At 64.3% G+C, this 19,741-nt stretch carries 19 protein-coding genes and 2 pseudogenes; 16 read left to right on the top strand and 5 right to left on the bottom strand.

The features are described 5' to 3' along the window. Window positions 1–21: 21 nt before the first annotated feature. From napA to NLN62_RS27695, 6 genes and pseudogenes are all read left to right on the top strand, one after another. Window positions 22–2,526: a nitrate reductase catalytic subunit NapA gene (gene napA, locus NLN62_RS27720; protein WP_254110988.1), complete on the top strand. Its 2,505-nt coding sequence runs from the start codon at window positions 22–24 to the stop codon at window positions 2,524–2,526. Between the two features lie 2 nt (window positions 2,527–2,528). After that, on the top strand, window positions 2,529–2,999 hold the full coding sequence (locus tag NLN62_RS27715; RefSeq protein ID WP_027523181.1) for a nitrate reductase cytochrome c-type subunit: 471 nt from the start codon (window positions 2,529–2,531) through the stop codon (window positions 2,997–2,999). Next, the gene (locus NLN62_RS27710) at window positions 2,996–3,661 is read left to right on the top strand and encodes a NapC/NirT family cytochrome c (RefSeq protein ID WP_027523180.1); all 666 of its coding nucleotides are present in this window, start codon (window positions 2,996–2,998) and stop codon (window positions 3,659–3,661) included. The genes NLN62_RS27715 and NLN62_RS27710 overlap by 4 nt, the downstream gene beginning before the upstream one ends. A gap of 165 nt (window positions 3,662–3,826) precedes the next feature. Then, window positions 3,827–4,942, top strand: a complete 1,116-nt coding sequence (locus NLN62_RS27705; RefSeq protein WP_254110986.1) for an ATP-dependent RecD-like DNA helicase — start codon at window positions 3,827–3,829, stop codon at window positions 4,940–4,942. Between the two features lie 162 nt (window positions 4,943–5,104). Further along, entirely contained in the window at window positions 5,105–6,088 is a 984-nt protein-coding gene (locus NLN62_RS27700) for an ABC transporter substrate-binding protein (protein ID WP_254110985.1), read from the top strand. 73 nt (window positions 6,089–6,161) lie between these two features. Beyond that, window positions 6,162–6,371: pseudogene (locus NLN62_RS27695) on the top strand (ATP-binding domain-containing protein); the annotation flags it as partial. A gap of 102 nt (window positions 6,372–6,473) precedes the next feature. Here NLN62_RS27695 and NLN62_RS27690 read toward each other — a convergent pair. Then, window positions 6,474–8,159: a caspase family protein gene (locus tag NLN62_RS27690; protein ID WP_254110983.1), complete on the bottom strand. Its 1,686-nt coding sequence runs from the start codon at window positions 8,157–8,159 to the stop codon at window positions 6,474–6,476. 246 nt (window positions 8,160–8,405) lie between these two features. Between NLN62_RS27690 and msrA the strand changes: the two genes are divergently transcribed. The 4 genes from msrA to NLN62_RS27670 all read left to right on the top strand — a co-directional run bounded on the left by msrA (window position 8,406) and on the right by NLN62_RS27670 (window position 10,311). Further along, window positions 8,406–9,116, top strand: coding sequence for a peptide-methionine (S)-S-oxide reductase MsrA (msrA, locus tag NLN62_RS27685; protein ID WP_254110981.1), 711 nt, complete (start codon window positions 8,406–8,408; stop codon window positions 9,114–9,116). 14 nt (window positions 9,117–9,130) lie between these two features. Then, window positions 9,131–9,550: a peptide-methionine (R)-S-oxide reductase MsrB gene (gene msrB / locus NLN62_RS27680; protein WP_027523176.1), complete on the top strand. Its 420-nt coding sequence runs from the start codon at window positions 9,131–9,133 to the stop codon at window positions 9,548–9,550. A gap of 104 nt (window positions 9,551–9,654) precedes the next feature. Continuing rightward, the gene (locus tag NLN62_RS27675) at window positions 9,655–9,819 is read left to right on the top strand and encodes a DUF3309 family protein (RefSeq protein WP_080586674.1); all 165 of its coding nucleotides are present in this window, start codon (window positions 9,655–9,657) and stop codon (window positions 9,817–9,819) included. Between the two features lie 204 nt (window positions 9,820–10,023). Next, a complete protein-coding gene (locus NLN62_RS27670) occupies window positions 10,024–10,311 on the top strand; it encodes a hypothetical protein (protein ID WP_027523175.1) in 288 nt (95 codons plus the stop codon). A 211-nt stretch (window positions 10,312–10,522) separates the two neighbouring features. Here the strand turns inward: NLN62_RS27670 and NLN62_RS27665 are convergent, their stop codons facing one another. Together NLN62_RS27665 and NLN62_RS27660 are read right to left on the bottom strand one after the other, a co-directional pair. Then, window positions 10,523–11,074: a DUF4112 domain-containing protein gene (locus NLN62_RS27665; RefSeq protein WP_027523174.1), complete on the bottom strand. Its 552-nt coding sequence runs from the start codon at window positions 11,072–11,074 to the stop codon at window positions 10,523–10,525. 78 nt (window positions 11,075–11,152) lie between these two features. Continuing rightward, window positions 11,153–11,578 carry a DUF5413 family protein gene (locus tag NLN62_RS27660; RefSeq protein WP_254110979.1) on the bottom strand — a complete coding sequence of 142 codons (426 nt, stop codon included), beginning with the start codon at window positions 11,576–11,578 and terminating at the stop codon, window positions 11,153–11,155. Window positions 11,579–11,728: 150 nt separating this feature from the next. On the opposite strand from NLN62_RS27660, the gene NLN62_RS27655 reads away from it, so the two are divergent. The 4 genes from NLN62_RS27655 to NLN62_RS27640 all read left to right on the top strand — a co-directional run bounded on the left by NLN62_RS27655 (window position 11,729) and on the right by NLN62_RS27640 (window position 14,143). Beyond that, window positions 11,729–11,971 carry a hypothetical protein gene (locus NLN62_RS27655; RefSeq protein ID WP_035662404.1) on the top strand — a complete coding sequence of 81 codons (243 nt, stop codon included), beginning with the start codon at window positions 11,729–11,731 and terminating at the stop codon, window positions 11,969–11,971. Between the two features lie 72 nt (window positions 11,972–12,043). After that, window positions 12,044–12,250, top strand: a complete 207-nt coding sequence (locus NLN62_RS27650) for a hypothetical protein (RefSeq protein WP_027523171.1) — start codon at window positions 12,044–12,046, stop codon at window positions 12,248–12,250. A 253-nt stretch (window positions 12,251–12,503) separates the two neighbouring features. Further along, window positions 12,504–12,776, top strand: coding sequence for a hypothetical protein (locus tag NLN62_RS27645; RefSeq protein WP_035662401.1), 273 nt, complete (start codon window positions 12,504–12,506; stop codon window positions 12,774–12,776). A gap of 86 nt (window positions 12,777–12,862) precedes the next feature. Beyond that, window positions 12,863–14,143 (top strand): hypothetical protein, encoded by a 1,281-nt coding sequence (locus NLN62_RS27640; RefSeq protein WP_254110977.1) that lies wholly within the window; start codon window positions 12,863–12,865, stop codon window positions 14,141–14,143. Window positions 14,144–14,209: 66 nt separating this feature from the next. Here NLN62_RS27640 and NLN62_RS27635 read toward each other — a convergent pair whose 3' ends face one another. Then, window positions 14,210–15,823: a hypothetical protein gene (locus NLN62_RS27635; RefSeq protein ID WP_254110975.1), complete on the bottom strand. Its 1,614-nt coding sequence runs from the start codon at window positions 15,821–15,823 to the stop codon at window positions 14,210–14,212. 37 nt (window positions 15,824–15,860) lie between these two features. Then, entirely contained in the window at window positions 15,861–17,153 is a 1,293-nt protein-coding gene (locus tag NLN62_RS27630) for an adenylosuccinate synthase (RefSeq protein ID WP_027523167.1), read from the bottom strand. Between the two features lie 316 nt (window positions 17,154–17,469). Here NLN62_RS27630 and NLN62_RS27625 point away from each other — a divergent pair. Beyond that, window positions 17,470–18,422, top strand: a pseudogene (locus NLN62_RS27625) (cation-transporting P-type ATPase); the annotation flags it as partial. 367 nt (window positions 18,423–18,789) lie between these two features. Further along, window positions 18,790–19,722 (top strand): DMT family transporter, encoded by a 933-nt coding sequence (locus tag NLN62_RS27620; RefSeq protein ID WP_254110973.1) that lies wholly within the window; start codon window positions 18,790–18,792, stop codon window positions 19,720–19,722. Window positions 19,723–19,741: the final 19 nt, after the last annotated feature.

The raw sequence follows: 19,741 nt of genomic DNA, 5'->3' as shown, positions 1-19,741 counted from the left end.
GCTGACGCCGGGAGAACCGTTATGACCGCACCGAAGATCGACCGCCGCCAGATGCTGAAGCTGGAGGCCGCTGCGATCGCAGCCGCCGCCGCGGGCATGCCGGCACCGGCGCTCGCCGCCAACCTCGTCACCGAACGTGACGGCAGCGAATTGAAATGGGACAAGGCCGCCTGCCGCTTCTGCGGCACCGGCTGCTCCGTCATGGTCGCGACCAAGGACAACCGCGTGGTCGCTACCCACGGCGACATCAAGGCCGAGGTCAATCGCGGCCTCAACTGTGTCAAGGGCTACTTCCTCTCCAAGATCATGTACGGCCATGATCGCCTGACGCAACCGATGCTGCGCAAGACAGGCGGCAAATATGACAAGAACGGCGAGTTCACGCCGGTGTCGTGGGACGAAGCCTTCGACATCATGGCCGAGAAATGGAAGGACACGCTGAAGAAGCGTGGGCCCAGCGGCGTCGGCATGTTCGGCTCCGGCCAGTGGACGATCTGGGAAGGCTATGCCGCCTCAAAGCTGTTCAAGGCCGGCTTCCGCACCAACAATATCGATCCCAATGCGCGCCACTGCATGGCCTCGGCGGTCGCCGGCATGATGCGCACCTTCGGCATCGACGAACCGGCCGGCTGCTATGACGACATCGAGGCCACCGATGCCTTCGTGCTGTGGGGCTCCAACATGGCGGAGATGCACCCCATCCTGTGGACGCGGCTGACCGACCGCCGCCTCTCGGCACCCCATGTCCGCGTCGCCGTGCTCTCGACCTTCGAGCACCGCTCGTTCGATCTTGCCGATATCGGCATGGTGTTCGTGCCGCAGACCGACCTCTACATCCTCAACGCGATCGCCAACCACATCATCAAGACCGGCCGCGTCAGCAAGGATTTCGTCGCAGCGCATACCGTGTTCAAGCGCGGCCAGACCGACATCGGCTACGGCCTGCGGCCCGAACATCCGCTTCAGAAGAAGGCAACCGGCGCGGCCAAGGCCAACGACTCCACCGACATGACCTACGACGAATACGTAAAGTTCGTGTCGGACTACACGCTGGAGAAGGCGGCAAAAATGTCCGGCGTGCCGCTCAACCGGCTGGAGGCGCTGGCCGAGCTCTACGCCGATCCCAAGACCAAGGTGGTCTCGTTCTGGACCATGGGCTTCAACCAGCACACCCGCGGTGTCTGGTGCAACAACCTCGTCTACAACATCCATCTCTTGACCGGAAAGATCGCCTCGCCGGGCAACAGCCCGTTCTCGCTGACTGGCCAGCCATCAGCCTGCGGCACCGCGCGCGAGGTCGGCACCTTCTCGCATCGCCTGCCGGCCGACATGGTCGTCACCAACAAGGAGCATCGCGACAAGACAGAGCACATCTGGCTCTTGCCCGAGGGCACCATCCCCGACAAGCCCGGCTATCACGCCGTGCTGCAGAGCCGGATGCTGAAAGACGGCCTGCTCAACGCCTATTGGGTGCAGGTCAACAACAACCTGCAAGCGGGACCCAACATCAACGAGGAAACCTATCCGGGCTTCCGCAACCCCGACAATTTCATCGTGGTCTCGGATGCCTACCCGACCGTGACGGCGCTCGCGGCCGACCTCATCCTGCCGACGGCGATGTGGGTTGAGAAGGAAGGCGCCTATGGCAACGCCGAGCGACGCACGCAATTCTGGCATCAGCTCGTCTCGGCTCCCGGCGAATCCAAATCCGATCTCTGGCAGCTCATGGAGTTTTCAAAACGCTTCAAGATCGAGGAGGTCTGGCCCGAAGAGCTGATCGCCAAGAAGCCGGAATATCGCGGCAAGACGCTGTTCGACGTGCTGTACAAGAACGGGCAGGTCGACAAATTCCCGACCTCGGAGATCGAGGAGGGCTACGCCAACGACGAGTCCAAGGCGTTCGGCTTCTACGTGCAGAAGGGGTTGTTCGAGGAGTATGCCGCCTTCGGCCGCGGCCATGGTCACGACCTTGCGCCGTTCGAAAGCTATCACCGCGAGCGTGGCCTGCGCTGGCCCGTCGTCAACGGCCAGGAGACCAAATGGCGTTTCCGCGAAGGCAGCGATCCCTATGTGAAGCAGGGCACGGACGTGCAGTTCTACGGCTACCCCGACGGCAAGGCGCGCATCTTCGCGCTGCCTTTCGAGCCGGCGGCGGAATCGCCGGACAATGACTATCCGTACTGGCTCTCGACCGGCCGCGTGCTGGAGCACTGGCATTCCGGCACCATGACGCGCCGCGTGCCCGAGCTCTACAAGGCGTTCCCCGAGGCCGTCTGCTTCATGCATCCCGACGACGCGCAGGACGCAAAACTGCGCCGCGGCGACGAGGTGAAGGTCGTGTCCCGCCGCGGCTACATCCGCGCTCGCGTCGAGACGCGGGGCCGCGACCGGCCGCCGCGCGGGCTGGTGTTCGTGCCCTGGTTCGACGAGTCCAAGCTGATCAACAAGGTGACGCTGGACGCCACCGACCCGATCTCGCTGCAAACCGACTTCAAGAAATGCGCCGTGCGCATCGAGCGGGTGTGACCATGATGAAACGATCCGGAATCGTCCTTCTGGCGCTCGCTATTGCCGCGGGCGCGAGTTCGCTGACCGCGCAGACGGTGACCTCGGGCCTGCGCGGGCCGACCCCGCTCAACGACGAAGGGCCGGCTCCGCCGATGCTGCCGAACCGCAACACCTCCGAAAGGGAGTCGCGCAACTATCCGGAGCAGCCGCCGGTGATCCCGCATTCGATCGACGGCTACCAGATCGACCTCAACAGCAACAAGTGCCTGTCCTGCCATGCGCGCTCGCGCACGGCGGAATCACAGGCGCCGATGGTCTCGATCACGCATTTCATGGACCGTGACGGCCAGTTCCTGGCCTCGATCTCGCCGCGGCGCTTCTTCTGCACGGAATGCCACGTGCCGCAGAACACCGCCACGCCGCCTGTCAGCAACGACTTCACCGACATCGACACGCTGCTCTCGCGTTCAAGCCCCGGTGGCCGCCGATGACGACGACCGCCGGAGACCCCAATGTAGACCCCAATGCAGATCCGAAGACCAGGCGCGGCTTTCTCGCCCGAACCTGGGATTTCGCGCTCGAGCTCTGGGGCGTGCTGACGCGGCCGAGCACGGTATTCGCATTGGGTACGCTGGTGCTCGCGGGCTTCGTGGCCGGCGTCATCTTCTGGGGCGGCTTCAACACCGCGCTGGAGCTGACCAATACGGAAAAGTTCTGTACCGGCTGCCATGAGATGAAGGACAACGTCTACGCCGAGCTGAAGTCGACCATCCACTTCAGCAACCGCTCCGGCGTGCGCGCGACCTGCCCGGACTGCCACGTCCCGCACAACTGGACCGACAAGATCGCGCGCAAGATGCAGGCCTCCAAGGAAGTCTGGGGCAAGATTTTCGGCACGATCGACACCCGCGAGAAATTCGTCGACCACCGGCTCGAGCTCGCGGCGCATGAATGGGCGCGCTTCAAGGCCAATGACTCGCTGGAATGCCGCAACTGCCACAGTGCCGATTCCATGGACATCACCAAGCAGTCGCCGCGGGCGTCCGTCGCGCATCAGCGCTTCCTGTTCACGGGCGAGAAAACCTGCATCGACTGCCATAAGGGCATCGCCCACCACCTGCCCGACATGCGCGGCGTTCCCGGCTGGCAATAGGGCAAAGCGCGATGTCATCGCGCTTTAGTTGTTGTTTGAGCATGATCTTTTCGGAAAACCGCTGCGCACTTTTCCGGATCATGCGCCGCGGCTTGAACCGGCGGGGGGAATGGTTAGTTTTGGGGACTGGCGAATCGATCATTTTCGCCCTCCCTCAAGACGAAAATGCCGACATTTACCCCGCATCAGGATGCCGCCCTCAACGCCGTTGCCGACTGGCTCAAGGCAAAGCCCGGCCGTAACGGCACGCCGCCGATCTTCCGGCTGTTCGGCTTTGCCGGAACCGGCAAGACGACGCTGGCGCGGCATATCGCCGACGGCGTCGACGGCGAGGTGAAGTTTGCCGCCTTCACCGGCAAGGCGGCGCTCGTCATGCGCAACAAGGGTTGCGACAACGCCTCCACCATCCATTCGCTGATCTACCGCGCCCGTGAATCCGGCGAGGAGCAGCCGAGCTTCGAACTGTGGGACGATGCGCCGGCCTCGAAGGCGAAGCTAATCGTGATCGACGAATGCTCGATGGTCGATGCCGAACTCGGCCGCGACCTGATGTCGTTCGACTGCCCGCTGCTCGTGCTCGGAGACCCCGCACAGTTGCCGCCGATCCAGGGCGGCGGCTTCTTCACCAATACCGAGCCCGACGCGATGCTGACCGAGGTGCATCGCCAGGCGCAGGACGATCCGATCGTGCGGATGTCGATGGACATCCGCGAGGGTCGGGAGCTCGAAATCGGCCGCTATGGCGAGAGCGAGGTGGTCTCGCGCAAGGAGCTCGATCCTGACCGCGTCATGAGCGCCGACCAGATCCTGGTCGGCCGCAACAACACCCGCCGCGCCTACAACATGCGCGTGCGCCAGCGCCAGAATATCGAAGACCAGTTTCCGGTCGCCGGCGACAAGCTGGTGTGCCTGCGCAACAACCGCAAGAAGGGCCTGTTCAATGGCGGCCTGTGGCGCGTGAAGTCGCGCAACACCTCGCGCTCGAAGTCGCGGATCCTCAGCATGCGGCTGTCGCCGGACGAGGACTTCGGTCACAAGGTGACGAAGGTCTCGGTGCGCGCGGATTGCTTCGAGGGCGGCGTCGAGCAGATCGCCTGGGAGCAGCGCAAGCCCTATGACGAGTTCGACTACGGCTACGTGCTGACCGTGCACAAGTCGCAGGGCTCGCAATGGGACGATGTCGTGCTGTTCGACGAGAGCTTTGCGTTCCAGGACAACCGCGCCAGGTGGCTGTACACGGGCATCACAAGGGCGGCGAAGCGGCTGAGCGTGGTGGTGTAAAGCTCCACCGCCGTAGGACCTCCTACCCACGGTCAAGGGATGCGTCCCGAACGGACATTGGGTCGCAAGGGGGCTAGGGTCGGTTGGCTTTCCTTTCTCACCCGCTGCTTCTTCGCAAGGTGTATGCTTGAGGCGTCGATGAGGTTTCTCTGAGAGGGATACATGAGACGGCGCGATTTCGTCGCCGCACTTGGCACTGCGGCTACCTGGCCGCTCGCAGCGCGTGCGCAGCAACCTGCGAAGATGAAGCGGATCGCTTTCGTTAGTTCGGCGGGCACCGGTAGCCGAACAAGCGCAAACTACCGCGCTTTTTTCGAAGAGCTAAACCGCCATGGCTATGTTGAAGGCCAAAACCTCGGGGTGGACAGGTACTCAGGAGAAGGGCGAGCGCGCTATGCCGAGTTGGCCCGCAATGTCGTCAACACGCATCCCGACCTGATTGTGGTGTCGGGCGGCCGTCTCTCGCTGGACTTCAAAATGGCGACGACCACGATCCCGCTCGTGACGGTGATCATCGATCCGATTGCAATGGGACTTACGGCAAGCATCGCGCGGCCGGGTGGCAACATCACGGGCGTTGCTATTGCTGGCGGATTGGAGATCATCGGAAAACGTTTGGGCTTGCTGGTCGAGGCGATGCCGAAACTGTCCACCGTCGGCTACCTTGCATCGCAACCATTCTGGGAAGATCAAAGAGGCGCGACAGTGCGAGAAGCCGCCAAACAGGCAGGCGTTTCATTGTCTTCGGCCATGCTGAGCGCTTTTAACGAAGCAGAGTACCAGCGCGTCTTCAGATCGATGGAACAAGATCGAGCGGATGCGCTCATGGTGTCTGATGAACCCGAGAACACCATCAATGTCGAGGTGATTGTCGAATTGGTTACGAAAAGCCGGATTCCTGCAATTTATCCGTTCCGCGAATATGTCGATGTTGGCGGGCTGATGGCTTACTCAATCGACCTGAAGGACACTTTTCGCCGCCTCGCCAGCCTCACCGCTGAAATTCTTGGAGGTGCCAATCCGGGTGATATTCCTTTCTATCAGCAGACCAGATTCGCGCTGATCATCAATCTCAAAACCGCGAAAGCGCTCGGCCTCGAAATGCCTGCGATGCTGCTCGGCCACGCGGACGAGGTGATCGAGTGACGTCGCTTATTGGCCCATCTGACCTCGTGCAGCGTCCGCTTTCCTTCCGCTATTGAGAGCATAGCGGACGTTGTTCAAGGGGGGCGAGCAGATCGCCTGGGAGCAGCGCAAGCCCTATGACGAGTTCGACTACGGCTACGTGCTGACCGTGCACAAGTCGCAGGGCTCGCAATGGGACGATGTCGTGCTGTTCGACGAGAGCTTTGCGTTCCAGGACAGCCGCGCCAGGTGGCTCTACACCGGCATCACAAGGGCGGCGAAGCGGCTCAGCGTGGTGGTGTGATGCTGTAGGGTGGGCAAAGGCGCGAAGCGCCGTGCCCACCATCCATCCAAATGCGCGGAGAAATGGTGGGCACGCTTCGCTTTGCCCACCCTACGAAATCCCTCATTTGCCCGCCACGAAGTAAAAATCCTCGCTGCCGGGCGGCGAGCCGTAGGTGAAGGGTTGCTGCAAGTGCTTGGTCTGGAGCCAGACGTCGTCACGGACGATGTCGAAGAGCTTGCGGACCTCCACATTCGGCTGCCGCACGTCACGCGCGAGCGCGAGCGCGAACGGGCTGTCGTTGCCGTCGCCATCCATCGCGGTCTCACCGTGCTTGGCGGCGTAGACCACCATGAAACCCACACTGGGCTCGATGTTGGAAAAACCCTTGTCGACCAGCTTGAGCGCCAGCGTGTGCTGCATGGTCGGCGCGAAGGGATTGTCGCGACAGGCATCGAGGATCACGAGTCGCAGCTTGTGCGCGCCGCCGACCGCCGCGATCACCTGCTCCAGCGCCACGGCTTCGGTCTCCGCGTCCTTGTCGACCGCGAGCCTTGCATCGACCGGCACCAGATAGTTCACGCCGCCGATCTCGAAGCCATGGCCGGCATAATAGACCACCGCCCAATCGGCCTTCTCCGCATCCGCCGCAAAGCTGCGAAGCGTCTCGAAGAACTGGTCCCGGGAAAGATCAGTCGAGATCGTGACGGTCTGGAAGCCGACGTCGCGTAGCGCGCTGGCGATCAGCTTGGCGTCGCGCGGCGGATTGGAGAGCGCATGAACGTTGCGGTAGGCGCCGTTGCCGATCACCAGCGCCACACGGCGCAGGGTCGAGCGCGTCGAAGGCGTCTTGGGCTCGAGCACGGCCAGGCGGCTCCGCGCGCCGGTACGCGCCATCGCGACGTCGATCTCGTCGAACGGGGTGAGCGCAAAGGCGGCGGCGCGGTAGTCGGCGCGCGCCTGCGCGAGATCCTGCTTGCGCTCGAACACCTGGCCGCGGCCGGCATGGGCGCGGACGTTGTTCGGATTCATCTCGAGGATGGCGTTGTAGTCGTTCAGCGCGGAATCGAGGTCGCCCTTGGCGAGGTAGGCATCAGCGCGGTTGGCGAGCGCATACTGGTTCTTCGGCTGCTTCCCCAGGACGTTGTTGCAATCGGCGAGCGCCTCGTCGAAGCGCCGCATCGCGGCAAAGGTGACGCAGCGATGGTTGGGAATTTGCAGCGCATTCGGATCGATCTTCTGCGCGTCAGCAAAGTCGGCGAGCGCGCCGTCGTAATTCTTCATGAAGGTCCGCGTCCGCGCGCGGTTGGTGTGACCGACCAGCAGATTGGGCGTGTATTTGATGGCGAGATTGAAATCGTCGAGCGCGCTCTGGAGCGCGCCCTTGCGCAAGTACAGCGTGCCGCGGTCATTATAGGCGCCGCCATAGTTGGGGCGCTTCTGAAGGGCGAGGTTGTAGTCGGCCATCGCCAGATCGTCCTGGCCCTTGCGCTGATGGGCCTGGGCCTGGCCGTCGAGCGCGACCATGTTGTCGGGATCGGCGTCGCGCGCCGCGGCGAAGGCTTCGAGGGCGTGGTCGAAGTCGCGCTTGTTCAGAAGCGTGAAGCCCCGCACGGTCAGCGCGATGGACTTGTCCTTCCCGGTCACGCGGTCCGAGCCGAGCAGGTTTTCGCAGGCTGTGAACCGCGTCGGCAGGTCGATCTTGCGCTCGCGGCAGGTCTCGAGATCATCGCCAAGCTGGGGGTCGGCCAGGACGGCCGGCGCAGATGACAGCAGGATGAGAAGGATCAGGGAAACGACGCGCAACATTTTCGTCGAACAAGCTCCACCGCCACTCATTCTATGTCGGTCATCCAAGAGAGGGGTTCATCCCGGCCCGATTTTCCGCGTTCCGGCGACGCTAGCATGGCTTCTTCACGGGCTCGTGTCTGCCAGCGCGTAACATCCGGCCCGCGCGCCCGTATCTTGGGCAGGCCCGAAAGCGGCGGCCTGCCGGGCTGTTCGCCCGGCCCCAACCACCCTAGACTGTCGCTACCGACCGAACGAGGATCCGCCATGAGCCGACCCGCCTTCCATTCCCTCCCTCTGCTCGCCGCCACCGCCGCGCTGGCGCTGGCCTTCGCCGCGCCTTCGCGGGCTGCGGAAGATGCGGTGGTGATCCCTGCCCCCGCCGTCGACGCTGCGCCCACAAGCGGTATCCAGACCGCGGTCGTGGCCGGCGGCTGCTTCTGGGGCGTTCAGGGCGTGTTCCAGCACACCGCCGGCGTCGTCAACGCGGTCTCCGGCTATGCCGGCGGCACCAAGGCGAGCGCCGACTATCACACGGTCTCGTCGGGCACGACTGGCCACGCAGAGTCCGTCGAGATCAAATACGATCCGAAGAAGATCTCCTACGGCAAGATCCTCCAGATCTTCTTCTCCGTCGTGCACGATCCGACCCAGCTCAACCGCCAGGGCCCCGACACAGGCACGCAATATCGCTCGGCGATCTTCACCACCTCCGACGAGCAGAAGAAGATCGCGGACGGCTACATCGCGCAGCTCAATGCCGCCAAGGTTTTCAGCAAGCCGATCGTGACCAAGGTCGGCGCGCTGGAGGCGTTCTATCCAGCGGAGGCCTATCACCAGGATTATCTGACGTTGCATCCGAACCAGCCCTACATCGCCTACAACGACATCCCGAAGGTCGAGAACCTGAAAAAGCTGTTCGCGGATAACTATATCGAGAAGCCGACGCTGGTCAGCGCCAGCAAGGCCACCAACTGACGAACGGGAGATCCATGCCCGACACCAAGACACCCACGAACGAAACCAAGGTCGCCAAGAGCGAGGAGCAGTGGCGGCGCGAGCTCACGCCGATGCAGTATGCGGTACTCCGCGAAAAGGCGACCGAGCGTCCCTTCTCGGGCGAGTACGAGCACGACCACCGCGCCGGCACCTACGTTTGCGCCGGCTGCGGCAACGTGCTGTTCGAGTCCGACGCCAAATTCGATTCCGGCTGCGGCTGGCCGAGCTTCACCCAGCCGGCGGTCGAGAGCCATATCGACGAGGAAACGGACTCAAGCCACGGCATGATCCGCACCGAGGTGCTGTGCTCCAATTGCAGCGGCCATCTCGGCCATGTCTTCGCCGACGGCCCGGCGCCCACGGGCCTGCGCTACTGCATCAATTCGGCGGCGCTGAAGCTCAAGCCGAGATAATGGCAAGAGCCGGGTTCCGGCATGGAACCCGGCGGCCGGATGTGCTTTTCTCTTCTGACGGTGCGGCCGGAGGCGCATTCCGGCGGACCGTCAGGGAGGACGCCATGACCCTCGGAACCATCCTGATCATCCTGGTGATTATCTACCTCCTGGGCGGCATGTCCGGCCGATTTGGCGGCTATGGCTATGGCATGGGCCATTCCGGCATGGGGATTGGCGGCGTGGTCCTGGTGGTGCTGATCGTGCTGCTGCTTCTTGGCAAGCTGTAAACCATCCAAGCTATTGAATTTATTAAACTTATTTCCTTTGCGTGGCTGCCATGCGTGGATTCATCATCTCCGTTCGCAGGGGTCGCATTTCCGTCAAATCGGCCTATATTAGAGGGCGAAAATGCCATGGCCGCCCGATTGCGGCCCGCGCTCAACAAACCCCACACGCGCCTGTAACCGAAGAAGATCACGAGGTCTTTGACCATGCGTCCACTGCGTCCGTTCAACTTCAATACCTCCGCCGAGCTTTTCCCCGCCGCGATCCGCAAGAAGAAGCGTGCGGGCTTCACCTATCGGCGGTTCGGCACCGCGGCCGAAGCCGTGCGCTTTGCGATCGAGGAATTGCCGACGGACTCACTGAACGGCGCGTACCTCCAGGTCGAAGAAGCTCGCTTCGACCAGAATGGCATCCGCTCGCTCTATGAGAGCGAGGCGTTCCCGCTGCCGCGCCGCCGCAAGCCGGCCGCGAACACCGACGCCGACGCGGCGTAAGCTTTTCTCATCCTCCGATGCGCAATGAGCGCGGTAGCCGAAAGGTTACCGCGCTTTTCGCGTCTAAAGCGCAATGAGATCAGGATGAATCGTCATCGCGCTTTAGGCTGTTGTTTGAGCATGATCTCCGCGCAAACGCGTACCGCGTTTGTCGCGAGGGAAAACCGCTCCACACTTTGCGCTAACGCGGCGCTCCGGTCCGGATCATGCTCTAGCGCGGCTGCTTGTCCAGCCAGCGGCGCAACAGGCGGACGTTGCGCATGTTGGCGCGGAACATGACGTCGAAGGCATCGCCTGCGAACGGCACCATGCCGACCACGCCGTCGACCGCGACATTGCCGAGCATCCGCGCCGTGATGTACCAGGGCGCGCCCAGCGCGCGGGCCTCGCGCACCAGCCACAGCGAGATCGCTGTTGTGATGATGTCGCCGATGACAGGGATCAAGCCGATCAGGCCGTCGATGCCGTAGCGGATATTGGTGCCGGGCAGGATGAAGGCGACGTCGAGCAGCTTTGCGATCGCCTCGAGCCGCGCCAGCCGCTGCTCGCGCGTCAGATTGCCGAACGGATTGGTTTGGCCAAATTCTTGGCCGAACTCTTGGCCGAATTCGCGAAAGCCCTCTCCGAGCGTCTCGGGACGGATCTCGCGGCCGTCCTGATCGATGATCGGCCCACGCGCCTCATCGCCCGAGAAGGCCGCGCGCGAGGTCCTCCCCGAGCGGGGACGGCGCGTTGCAAGAATATCGTCGTCAGACATCGTCATTCGTTGAGCGTCATCGCTTGGGCAAACGCGCATGCGCCGCTTCGGTTGCTGCGCCGCGCCCAATCGCCGCCCCTGCCCTCAGGTTGGCGCCGGAGCCGGTTGCGACTCCTCGACATATTTATGCACGAGCCAGGACGAAATCACGCTCGGCACGAAACCGACGAGGCCATAGAGGATCCATTGCACCGCGCCGGAATCCGCCCCGCGCGAGCCATAGGTGATAGCGGCGAGCACGAACGCGAACAGGCCGACCAGCAGCATCCGCAGCACCGGCCCGATCCGCTTGATGTGGACCAGGATGTCGTCGACCGCGCCGATCATCAGCGAGGGAAGGAAGCCGAACAAATAGCTGTATTGCAGGGTCTTGAAGAACACCACGAACAGCTTGCCGACCTCGCCCAAATTGGTCTGGGCCCAATAGCCGGACTGGTAGGTCGTCGTCAGCAGCAGCAGGAAACCACCGACAAACGGGCCCACCAGCGCAAAAACCAGATAGCGTTTCATCAATTACCCCTCACCTCAAGACCCGCCCCGTTATAGCAGCGCCCTGAGAAGCTTGGATAGCCGGGTCGGGGCGGCCGGGGAACAAGTGGCAGGCCGCCGGGTTCTGTGAACGGACCACATGTCTGCCCTTTCAGGAGATTGGATTTGGCCATGCGTTGGATGACCCTGTTCCTGGCAACGATTACGCTCACCGCATCCGGCCTCACAAGCCCGCCGGCATTCGCGCAAGGTCATGCTGGAACCCCAGGAGAGCAGCAGGCCTGCTCGCGCGACGCCGAGCGCCTGTGCCGCAAGGATCTCGGCAATGACGGGGCGGTCCAGTCCTGCCTCCAGGCGAACCGGGCCAGGCTCTCGCGCTCCTGCCGCAAGGTGTTCGAGAGCCACGGCATGTAAGGCGCTTGCGGCGCCCTAAGCGCGATGACGATTCATCCTGACCTCGTCGCGCCTTAAGACGGAGATGCCACGATGCTGCGCGACGAACAGCTCGCGATCCTCAGGGACATCAGCCAGTCCATCGCCTTCGCCGACGACCGCCATGGCGAGATCGAGGAGCTCATCATCGAAGGCTATGTCATGAAGGACGGAGACCTGTTCGAGCTGACGTCCAAAGGCGTCACGGCGATCGAGGAGCATGCCGCGGCTCTCGCTGACGCGCCCTCGGCGCGTGCGTAAGGCAAGCGTTGCCGTGACGAACGCGCAACAATCGTGAAATCGTTCACACGAACCATTGAAGCTTCGCAGCATTCGCGCATAATCGAATCGGGGCGGCGCAGCACTTTCGATTCGAAATCTCAAGCGTAATCGAGCAACCACACCGGGGGCATCTCCCCGCGTGTCGGACCTGACGTGCGGCAGCGCAAGCCGCGTGCGGCGCCTCCAATGCACAAGCGGCCAACACCGCCAAAATCTTGGGGATGCATCTCACATGTCTAGTTACCGGATCGGGAAGATCGCCACTTTCGCCGCCATTGCCGCAACTGCCACCGTGCTTCACGCCGCACCCGGCCTCGCCTTCTCGTCCGAGGCGCAACAGATGTGCACCAGCGACGCCATGCGGCTGTGCGCCAGCGAAATCCCCTACATCTCCCGGGTCACTGCCTGCATGGTCCGCAACAAGCATCATGTCAGCCCGGGCTGCCGCGCCGTGATGGACCGCGAGGCCGCCGCCGCGCGCAAGCGGGAAGCTGCCGCGAACTGATCCCTCGCGCGCACTGCAAGTTGAGCGGCGTCCTGTCGCGATCGACGCTATGCTGAGGCCCGGCCAAGAGAGCTGGAGCAACAGACATGGCGAAGATTTGGGCGAGGATCCTGATCGCGGGCGGCTGGCGGCAATCCCTTATCCCGGCGAGCACAGCCGCCTTGCTGGCACTGGCGCCTTGCGCGGCGCCCGCCCAGCAGGCCGGCGTCAACTTTCCGGATGGCCCCGGCAAGAACACCGTCGTCGGCATCTGCGGCTCCTGCCACGACATCGGCCGGCTCACGGCGGGCTACACGCCCGAAGGCTGGCACACCGTGATCCGCATGATGCAGAATTTTGGCGCGCCGATCCCGCCGGAGGAGGTCGCCGGGATCACCGACTATCTCATCAAGAGCTTTCCGGAACGGCCACGGCCGGCGGCAGCGCTGATCGCCGGCGACACGCAGATCGACGTCAAGGAGTGGCCGGTCGCCACCGAAGGCTCGCGGCCGCACGATCCGCTCGCCGCTCGTGACGGATCGCTGTGGTACTCGGGCCAGCTCGCCAACGTGCTCGGCCGCCTCGATCCCGCCAGCGGCGCGATCCGCGAATACAAGCTCAATCCGCAGACCGGTCCGCACGGGCTGAAGGAGGACAAGCACGGCAACATCTGGTTCACCGGCAATTTCGCCGGGCTGATCGGCAGGCTCGATCCGAAGACCGGCGACATCAGGGAGTACCGGCTGCCGGATGCATCGGCCAAGGACCCGCATACGCTCGTCTTCGACCATGACGGCATCATCTGGTTCACCGTGCAAGGCGGCAACAAGGTCGGGCGCCTTGATCCAACGAGCGGCGAGATCAGGCTCGTCACGCCGCCGACGGCGAACGCGCGGCCCTACGGCATCGTGGTGAATGCGAAGAACGCCGTCTGGTTCGTCGAGTTCGGCGCACCGAAGATCGCAACCATCGATTCGAAGACGATGGAGATCCGCGAGTACCTGTTGCCGGATGCGGCCGCCCGCCCGCGGCGGCTCGCTGTCGGCCCCGACGATGCGATCTGGTATGTCGATTTCGCTCGCGGCTTTCTCGGCCGGCTCGATCCCACAACGGGCATGGTGAAGGAATGGGCTTCACCGAGCGGGCCGAAGTCGCAGCCTTACGGCATCGTCTTCACCAAGGGCGCAGTCTGGTACAGCGAGTCCGCCGCAAAACCCAACACCATCGTCCGCTTCGATCCCGCAAGCGAGAAATTCCAGAGCTGGGTGATCCCCGGCGGCGGTGACATCGTCCGCAACATGGACGTCGACCGCAACGGCAACCCGGTGCTGGCCAACAGCCTCGTCAACAAGGTGGGCGTGGTGGAGATCGGCGGGACGGGGCACTAGGTTCTGCGGTCATTCGAGGGCGCGCGAAGCGTGAACCCGGAATGACGAAAGGGGTTGAAGTGTTCCCTACTCCCCCCACGCCGCGAACGCGTCGTTGAAGGCGCGCTCGCCGGGGGGACCCTTCTCGATGGCGATGATGGCGCGACGCTGGTTGGCGTAGACCAACGGCACGTCGAACCAGGAGCGCTCCTTCAGGAGCTGGACGTTGCGCGCGCGATCGGCATCGACGTTGGAGAGGCCGACCAGGAAGAAGCCGTCGGTGACCTTGACTGCGAGGCCCGCGAGCGGCGTGCCGCGCGCCTGCTCGTTCGACTTCATCAGGATGCCAGGCACGTTGGCGACGCCGCCACCGGGGAAGTCCGGCGGCAGGATGAAGGTCAGCTCTGCGGTGTGGCTCGCCGGCAGCGATGAATCCGTGTTGCGACGGAACGACATCGTCATCTTGAACTTGCGGTCGGGGATGTCGATGTCGGCGCGCACGGCGACGTCGGCCTTCTGATTGCCCGAGGCCTTGATCGGCTCGGTCCGCCAGACCACGGTGCCGACATATTGCTTGCCCTTGGGATCGGACGGATCCTCGTCATAGAGCACGACCTTCTGCGCCACCGGCGCGGCCGGCTGCTCGGTCGACGAGGGCTGGCCGACGCGATCCGGGATCTTCGGCTTCGGCGCCGGCTGCGACGTATCCTTCGGCGCGACGACCTGCGTCTGGGATGGCTTGAACAGGCCGCTCACGGTCTGCACCGCCTGCTTGCCCCAGAGGATGCCGGCGCCGACCAGAATCAGCACGATGCCGACGGCGATCGCGCTCTTGAACGGGAAGGTGGAGCCGGAGCGGCGCTTCTTGGTGTCGCGGTCGAGGACCGGGATGTGCGGGCGCGGCGCGGACGGCCGGGGCGCGTAGCGCTCGGCTTCCTCGATCGACTCGTCATAGGAATACGGAACGTCCGGCGGCTCCCCGCCGCGGTTCTCCAGATTCGGCTCGAGCCGGTCGAACTCCGGCGAGGGCGACGGCACGTTGGCGTAGGTGCGGCGCGCGGCGCGGTTGGCTTGCGCTGCGGCCCGGCCGAGATCGTCGGCATCCGCGGTGATGTCGCGAAAGCCGCGAACGCCCGGCGCCTGCGGCGGTGGTGCGCCCTCCGGCGGACGGCGCGAGGTGGAGCGATCGCGCGCCGCAGGCGGCGCCGGCGGCGGCTCGGGCATCGGGGGCGGAGCCTGCGGGCGCGGAGGACGCGACTGGCGCTGGGCGTCGCGGTCTCCGAGATCGTCCCCGCCAAGCGGGGGACGCTCGTTGCGCGACGGCGGCGGCGCCGCGGGACGCGCGGGGCGCGGTGCGGGCGATGAGGCCGAAGGCGGCGCAACGGGAAGAGCGCCCTCGGCGGCGCGGGCACTGGCCCGACGGAAGGCATCACCACTGCCGCCGCCGGTGCGGGGGCCGCCGCCCGGGCGCGAGGCCTCGCGGGCGCGCTGGGCGGCTTCCGATTCGACCTTGCGGACGGCCTCTTCCAGCGACAGGCGCTCGCGCGTGATCTCGGATTCGGAGAGCGGTGGCTGCACGCTGCGGAGCTGCGCGATCAGCGCCGTGCGCGCCCGTTCATAGAGCGCGCGGCGGCTTTCGCCGGGAGCATTGGGGTCCAGGGCGGCAATAGCACGGGCGATTAGCGGATAGTAATCAGCCATTTCAACTCAACTATGCGCCTGTCCCGGTAAGATATCGTTAAGCCTCAAACGGGTTTTGTACCAGAATAGTATCTTCACGTTCGGGGCTCGTGGAAAGAAGTGCGACCGGGCAGCCCACCAGTTCCTCGATCCGGCGCACATATTTGATCGCCTGGGCCGGCAGATCCGCCCAGGAGCGGGCATTTGCGGTCGGCTCCTTCCAGCCTTCGATGGTCTCGTAGATCGGCTCGACCCGGGCCTGCGCGCCCTCGCCGGCCGGCAGGTGGTCGATCTCCTTGCCGTCCAGCCGATAGCCGGTGCAGACCTCGATCGACTCGAAGCCGTCGAGAATGTCGAGCTTGGTCAGCGCCAGCCCGTTGATGCCGCAGGTCCGCACGGTCTGGCGAACCAACACGGCGTCGAACCAGCCGCAGCGACGCTTGCGCCCAGTATTGACCCCGAACTCGCGGCCACGGCGGCCGATCTCCTCGCCAATCTCGTTCGTGAGCTCGGTCGGAAACGGCCCCTGGCCGACCCGGGTCGTATAGGCCTTGCAGATGCCGAGCACATAGCCGACGCCGTTCGGACCGAGGCCGGTTCCGGTCGCGGCCTGCGCCGCCACCGTGTTCGACGAGGTGACGTAAGGATAGGTGCCATGGTCGACGTCGAGGAGGGCGCCCTGTGCACCTTCGAACAGGATACGCTTGCCTTCGCGGCGCTTGATGTCGAGCAGCCGCCACACCGTCTCGGCATAGGGCAGGAGCTGCGGCGCCAGCGCGGTCAGATCGCGCAGGATGGCGGCCGCGTCGAACTCCTCCAGATTGAGGCCGCGGCGCAGCGCGTTGTGATGCGCCAGCAGACGGTCGATCTTGTGCGGGAGCGTGTCGAGGTCGGCGAGGTCCATCAGCCGGATCGCGCGACGGCCGACCTTGTCCTCATAGGCGGGGCCGATGCCGCGGCGCGTGGTGCCAATCGCGGTCGCCGAATTGGAACTCTCGCGAAGTGCGTCGAGTTCGCGATGCAATGGCAGGATCAGGGTGACGTTCTCTGCCACGCGCAAATTCTCCGGGCCGACCGCGACGCCCTGACCGCGCAGCTTGGCAACCTCGTCGAGGAAGGCCTGCGGATCGAACACCACGCCGTTACCTATCACCGACAGTTTCGACGATCGCAGCACACCGGAGGGCAGGAGCGCGAGCTTGTAGGTCTCGCCGTTGATGACCAGCGTATGGCCGGCGTTATGGCCGCCCTGGAAACGCGCGACGATGTCGGCCTGCTCCGACAACCAGTCGACGATCTTGCCTTTTCCCTCGTCGCCCCACTGGGCGCCGACGACGACAACATTGGCCATTCGCGGGTATTCCCTATGCAAGATTTAGATGCGCCCAGCCAATCCACGGCCGGGGGCCGCTCGCATGCGAGGCAGCCAACCGGATATCGGAAGCAGCCTCTCTAGGCAAGCAAGAACGGGGCCTTTTCGAGGCCTAAAGCGCGATCCAAGCCTTTGATATCCCCTTAAAATCCGGAAAGGTTCGGGACCGCGCCGGCAAGCTCGGGAACCGCTGAATTGATACGCATCAACCGCTCCGTTCGCCGGTTGCCTAAGGGATGGCTGTCACCTCCACCCCTTACCTTTTGCAGGCCATAACGCCTCTTTCGGACATGCCGTGACGGAACCATCGGGAAACCAGGCCAGCCAGTTCTGGCGCCTTTCAGCCGACGCGCTCGCCCGGCAGCTCGGCTGCGGCTTGCAGGAGCTGGCCACGCATGATGCCACCGAACGACTCAGCCGCTTCGGCCCGAACAGCGACGCGCTGCCGCGCATCGAGGGCGCGATGCGCGCGATCGTGCGACGGCTCTTCGAGCCCTTGTCGCTGATCCTGCTGGTCGCCGGCATCATCTCGATGCTGACCGGCGACGACATCGGCGGGCTGATCATCGTGCTGATCCTGACGCTGTCGATCGGGCTCGACACCATCCAGGAAGGACATGCAGTCCGGGCCGCCGAAATCCTCCGCCGCTCGGTGGCGCTGAAGGCCGAGGTCAAGCGCGACGGCGCGTTCTGCCAGATCGACGTCGAGCAGGTCGTGCCCGGCGACATCCTGCGCATCCGTGCCGGCGACATCATCCCGGCGGACGCGCTGATCATCGACAGCACGGCGTTGCTGTTTGCCGTTGCACTTGCGGTCGGGCTGACGCCGGAGCTGCTGCCGATGATCACCACGGTGACCTTGTCGCGCGGCGCATGGCCCGCCGCAAGGTGATCGTCAAGCGCCTCGCGGCGATCCACGACCTCGGCGCCATGACGGTGCTGTGCACGGACAAGACGGGCACGCTGACCTCGGCCGAGATCACGCTTGCGCAGAGTCTCGACGCCTACGGCAAGGAGGATGCGCGCGCTGCAAAGCTCGGTGCCATTGCGGCTTCGCTCGGCGGCGACCGCGGCTCGCTCGATGCGGCGCTGGTCGCCGGCTGCGTGGGCGCCGCGCAAGGCTGGACACTCGCGGGCCGCCAGGCGTTCGATTTCTCCCGGCGATTGGGATCGGTGCTGGCGAGCGGTCCCGAAGGCGCGCTGCTGATCGTCAAGGGCGCGCCGGAGGCAGTGCTCGAACTCTGCACGATCGACGATGCCACCTGCTCAACAACCTGCTCTACGATCTCTCCGAGCTCGGCATTCCCTTTGACCGCGTCTCGGCGCAGGCAACCGCGCAGCCGCAGGTGTGGAGCATGTCGCGCCTGGTGCGCTTCGCCGCGATCATGGGCCCCCTGTCGTCGGTGTTCGATTTCCTGACCTTTGGATCCGCACCGGGCGGAAGAGTTGAAGCGAGGGTTCCCCGCGCATCGAAGCCGCGCATGGACGCGATGCGCCGGGCCCCATTGATATCAGGTCGATTTCCGTGTCTGTGAGCGGGCCGGGAATGACCCGGCCCGGGGCGCACCACCGGGCCGGACGCCCCGGCGCATGAACCGGGGCCATAACAATCACAATGTCCGCCGCCGACCAGACCACGCGCCTTGCCGCACCCGACCGGCACTGGATCGCCAACCAGCCTTATCTCCTGCTCAGCATCACCGCGCTGTGCTGGGCCGGCAATGCCATTGTCGGTCGGCTTGCCGCCGGCCACATCCCGCCGGTGACGCTGTCCTTCCTGCGCTGGCTCTTCGCCTTCCTTTTGGTGCTGCCGTTTGCCTGGACGCATCTGGTCAAGGACTGGCCGGCGATCCGCCGCAAGCTCGGCCTGATGATCGTGCTGTCGATCACCGGCATCGGCGCCTTCAACACGCTGCAATATTGGGCGCTGGAGCATACGCAGGCGCTGAACACGCTGCTGCTGCAATCGGCCGCCCCGCTGGTCGTGGCGCTGTGGTCGCTGATCATCCTGGGCGTCCGGCTCACGGCGATGCAGGCCTTGGGCGTTTTGCTCTCGCTGTGCGGCGTGCTGACCATCCTCTTGCATGGCGATCTCACCACACTCTCCAACATCGAGTTCAACAAGGGCGACCTGATCTTCATGGTCGCCCTGGTGATCTTCGCGCTCTATTCGGTGCTGACGTTGAAGCGGCCCGCGATCCACGGCCTGTCATTTCTTGCCTTCACCTTCGGCTGCGGCGCGGCGTGCCTTATGCCGCTGGAGATATGGGAGTTGTCGGCCCGTCCCGTGATGAAGCTCGATCTGCCGAACATTCTGACACTGGTTTATGTCGCGGTGTTTCCCTCGACGCTCGCCTATCTCTGCTTCAACCGAGGCGTTGCGCTGATCGGCGCCAACCGCGCCGCGCCGTTCTTCCACGTGGTGCCGGTGTTCGGCTCGATCATGGCGATGATCTTCCTGGGTGAACTGCCGCAGGCCTTCCATTTCATCGGCTTTGCGCTGGTACTGTCGGGCGTATTCGTGGCCTCGCGCAAGCAGGCGAGCTGAGTTCGACTTTTCTTTCTTC

This window comes from Bradyrhizobium sp. CCGUVB23 (assembly GCF_024199885.1).
Classification (GTDB): domain Bacteria; phylum Pseudomonadota; class Alphaproteobacteria; order Rhizobiales; family Xanthobacteraceae; genus Bradyrhizobium.
The sequence above is the reverse complement of the archived record's forward strand: the minus strand, read 5'-3'. Positions and strand labels throughout refer to the sequence as shown.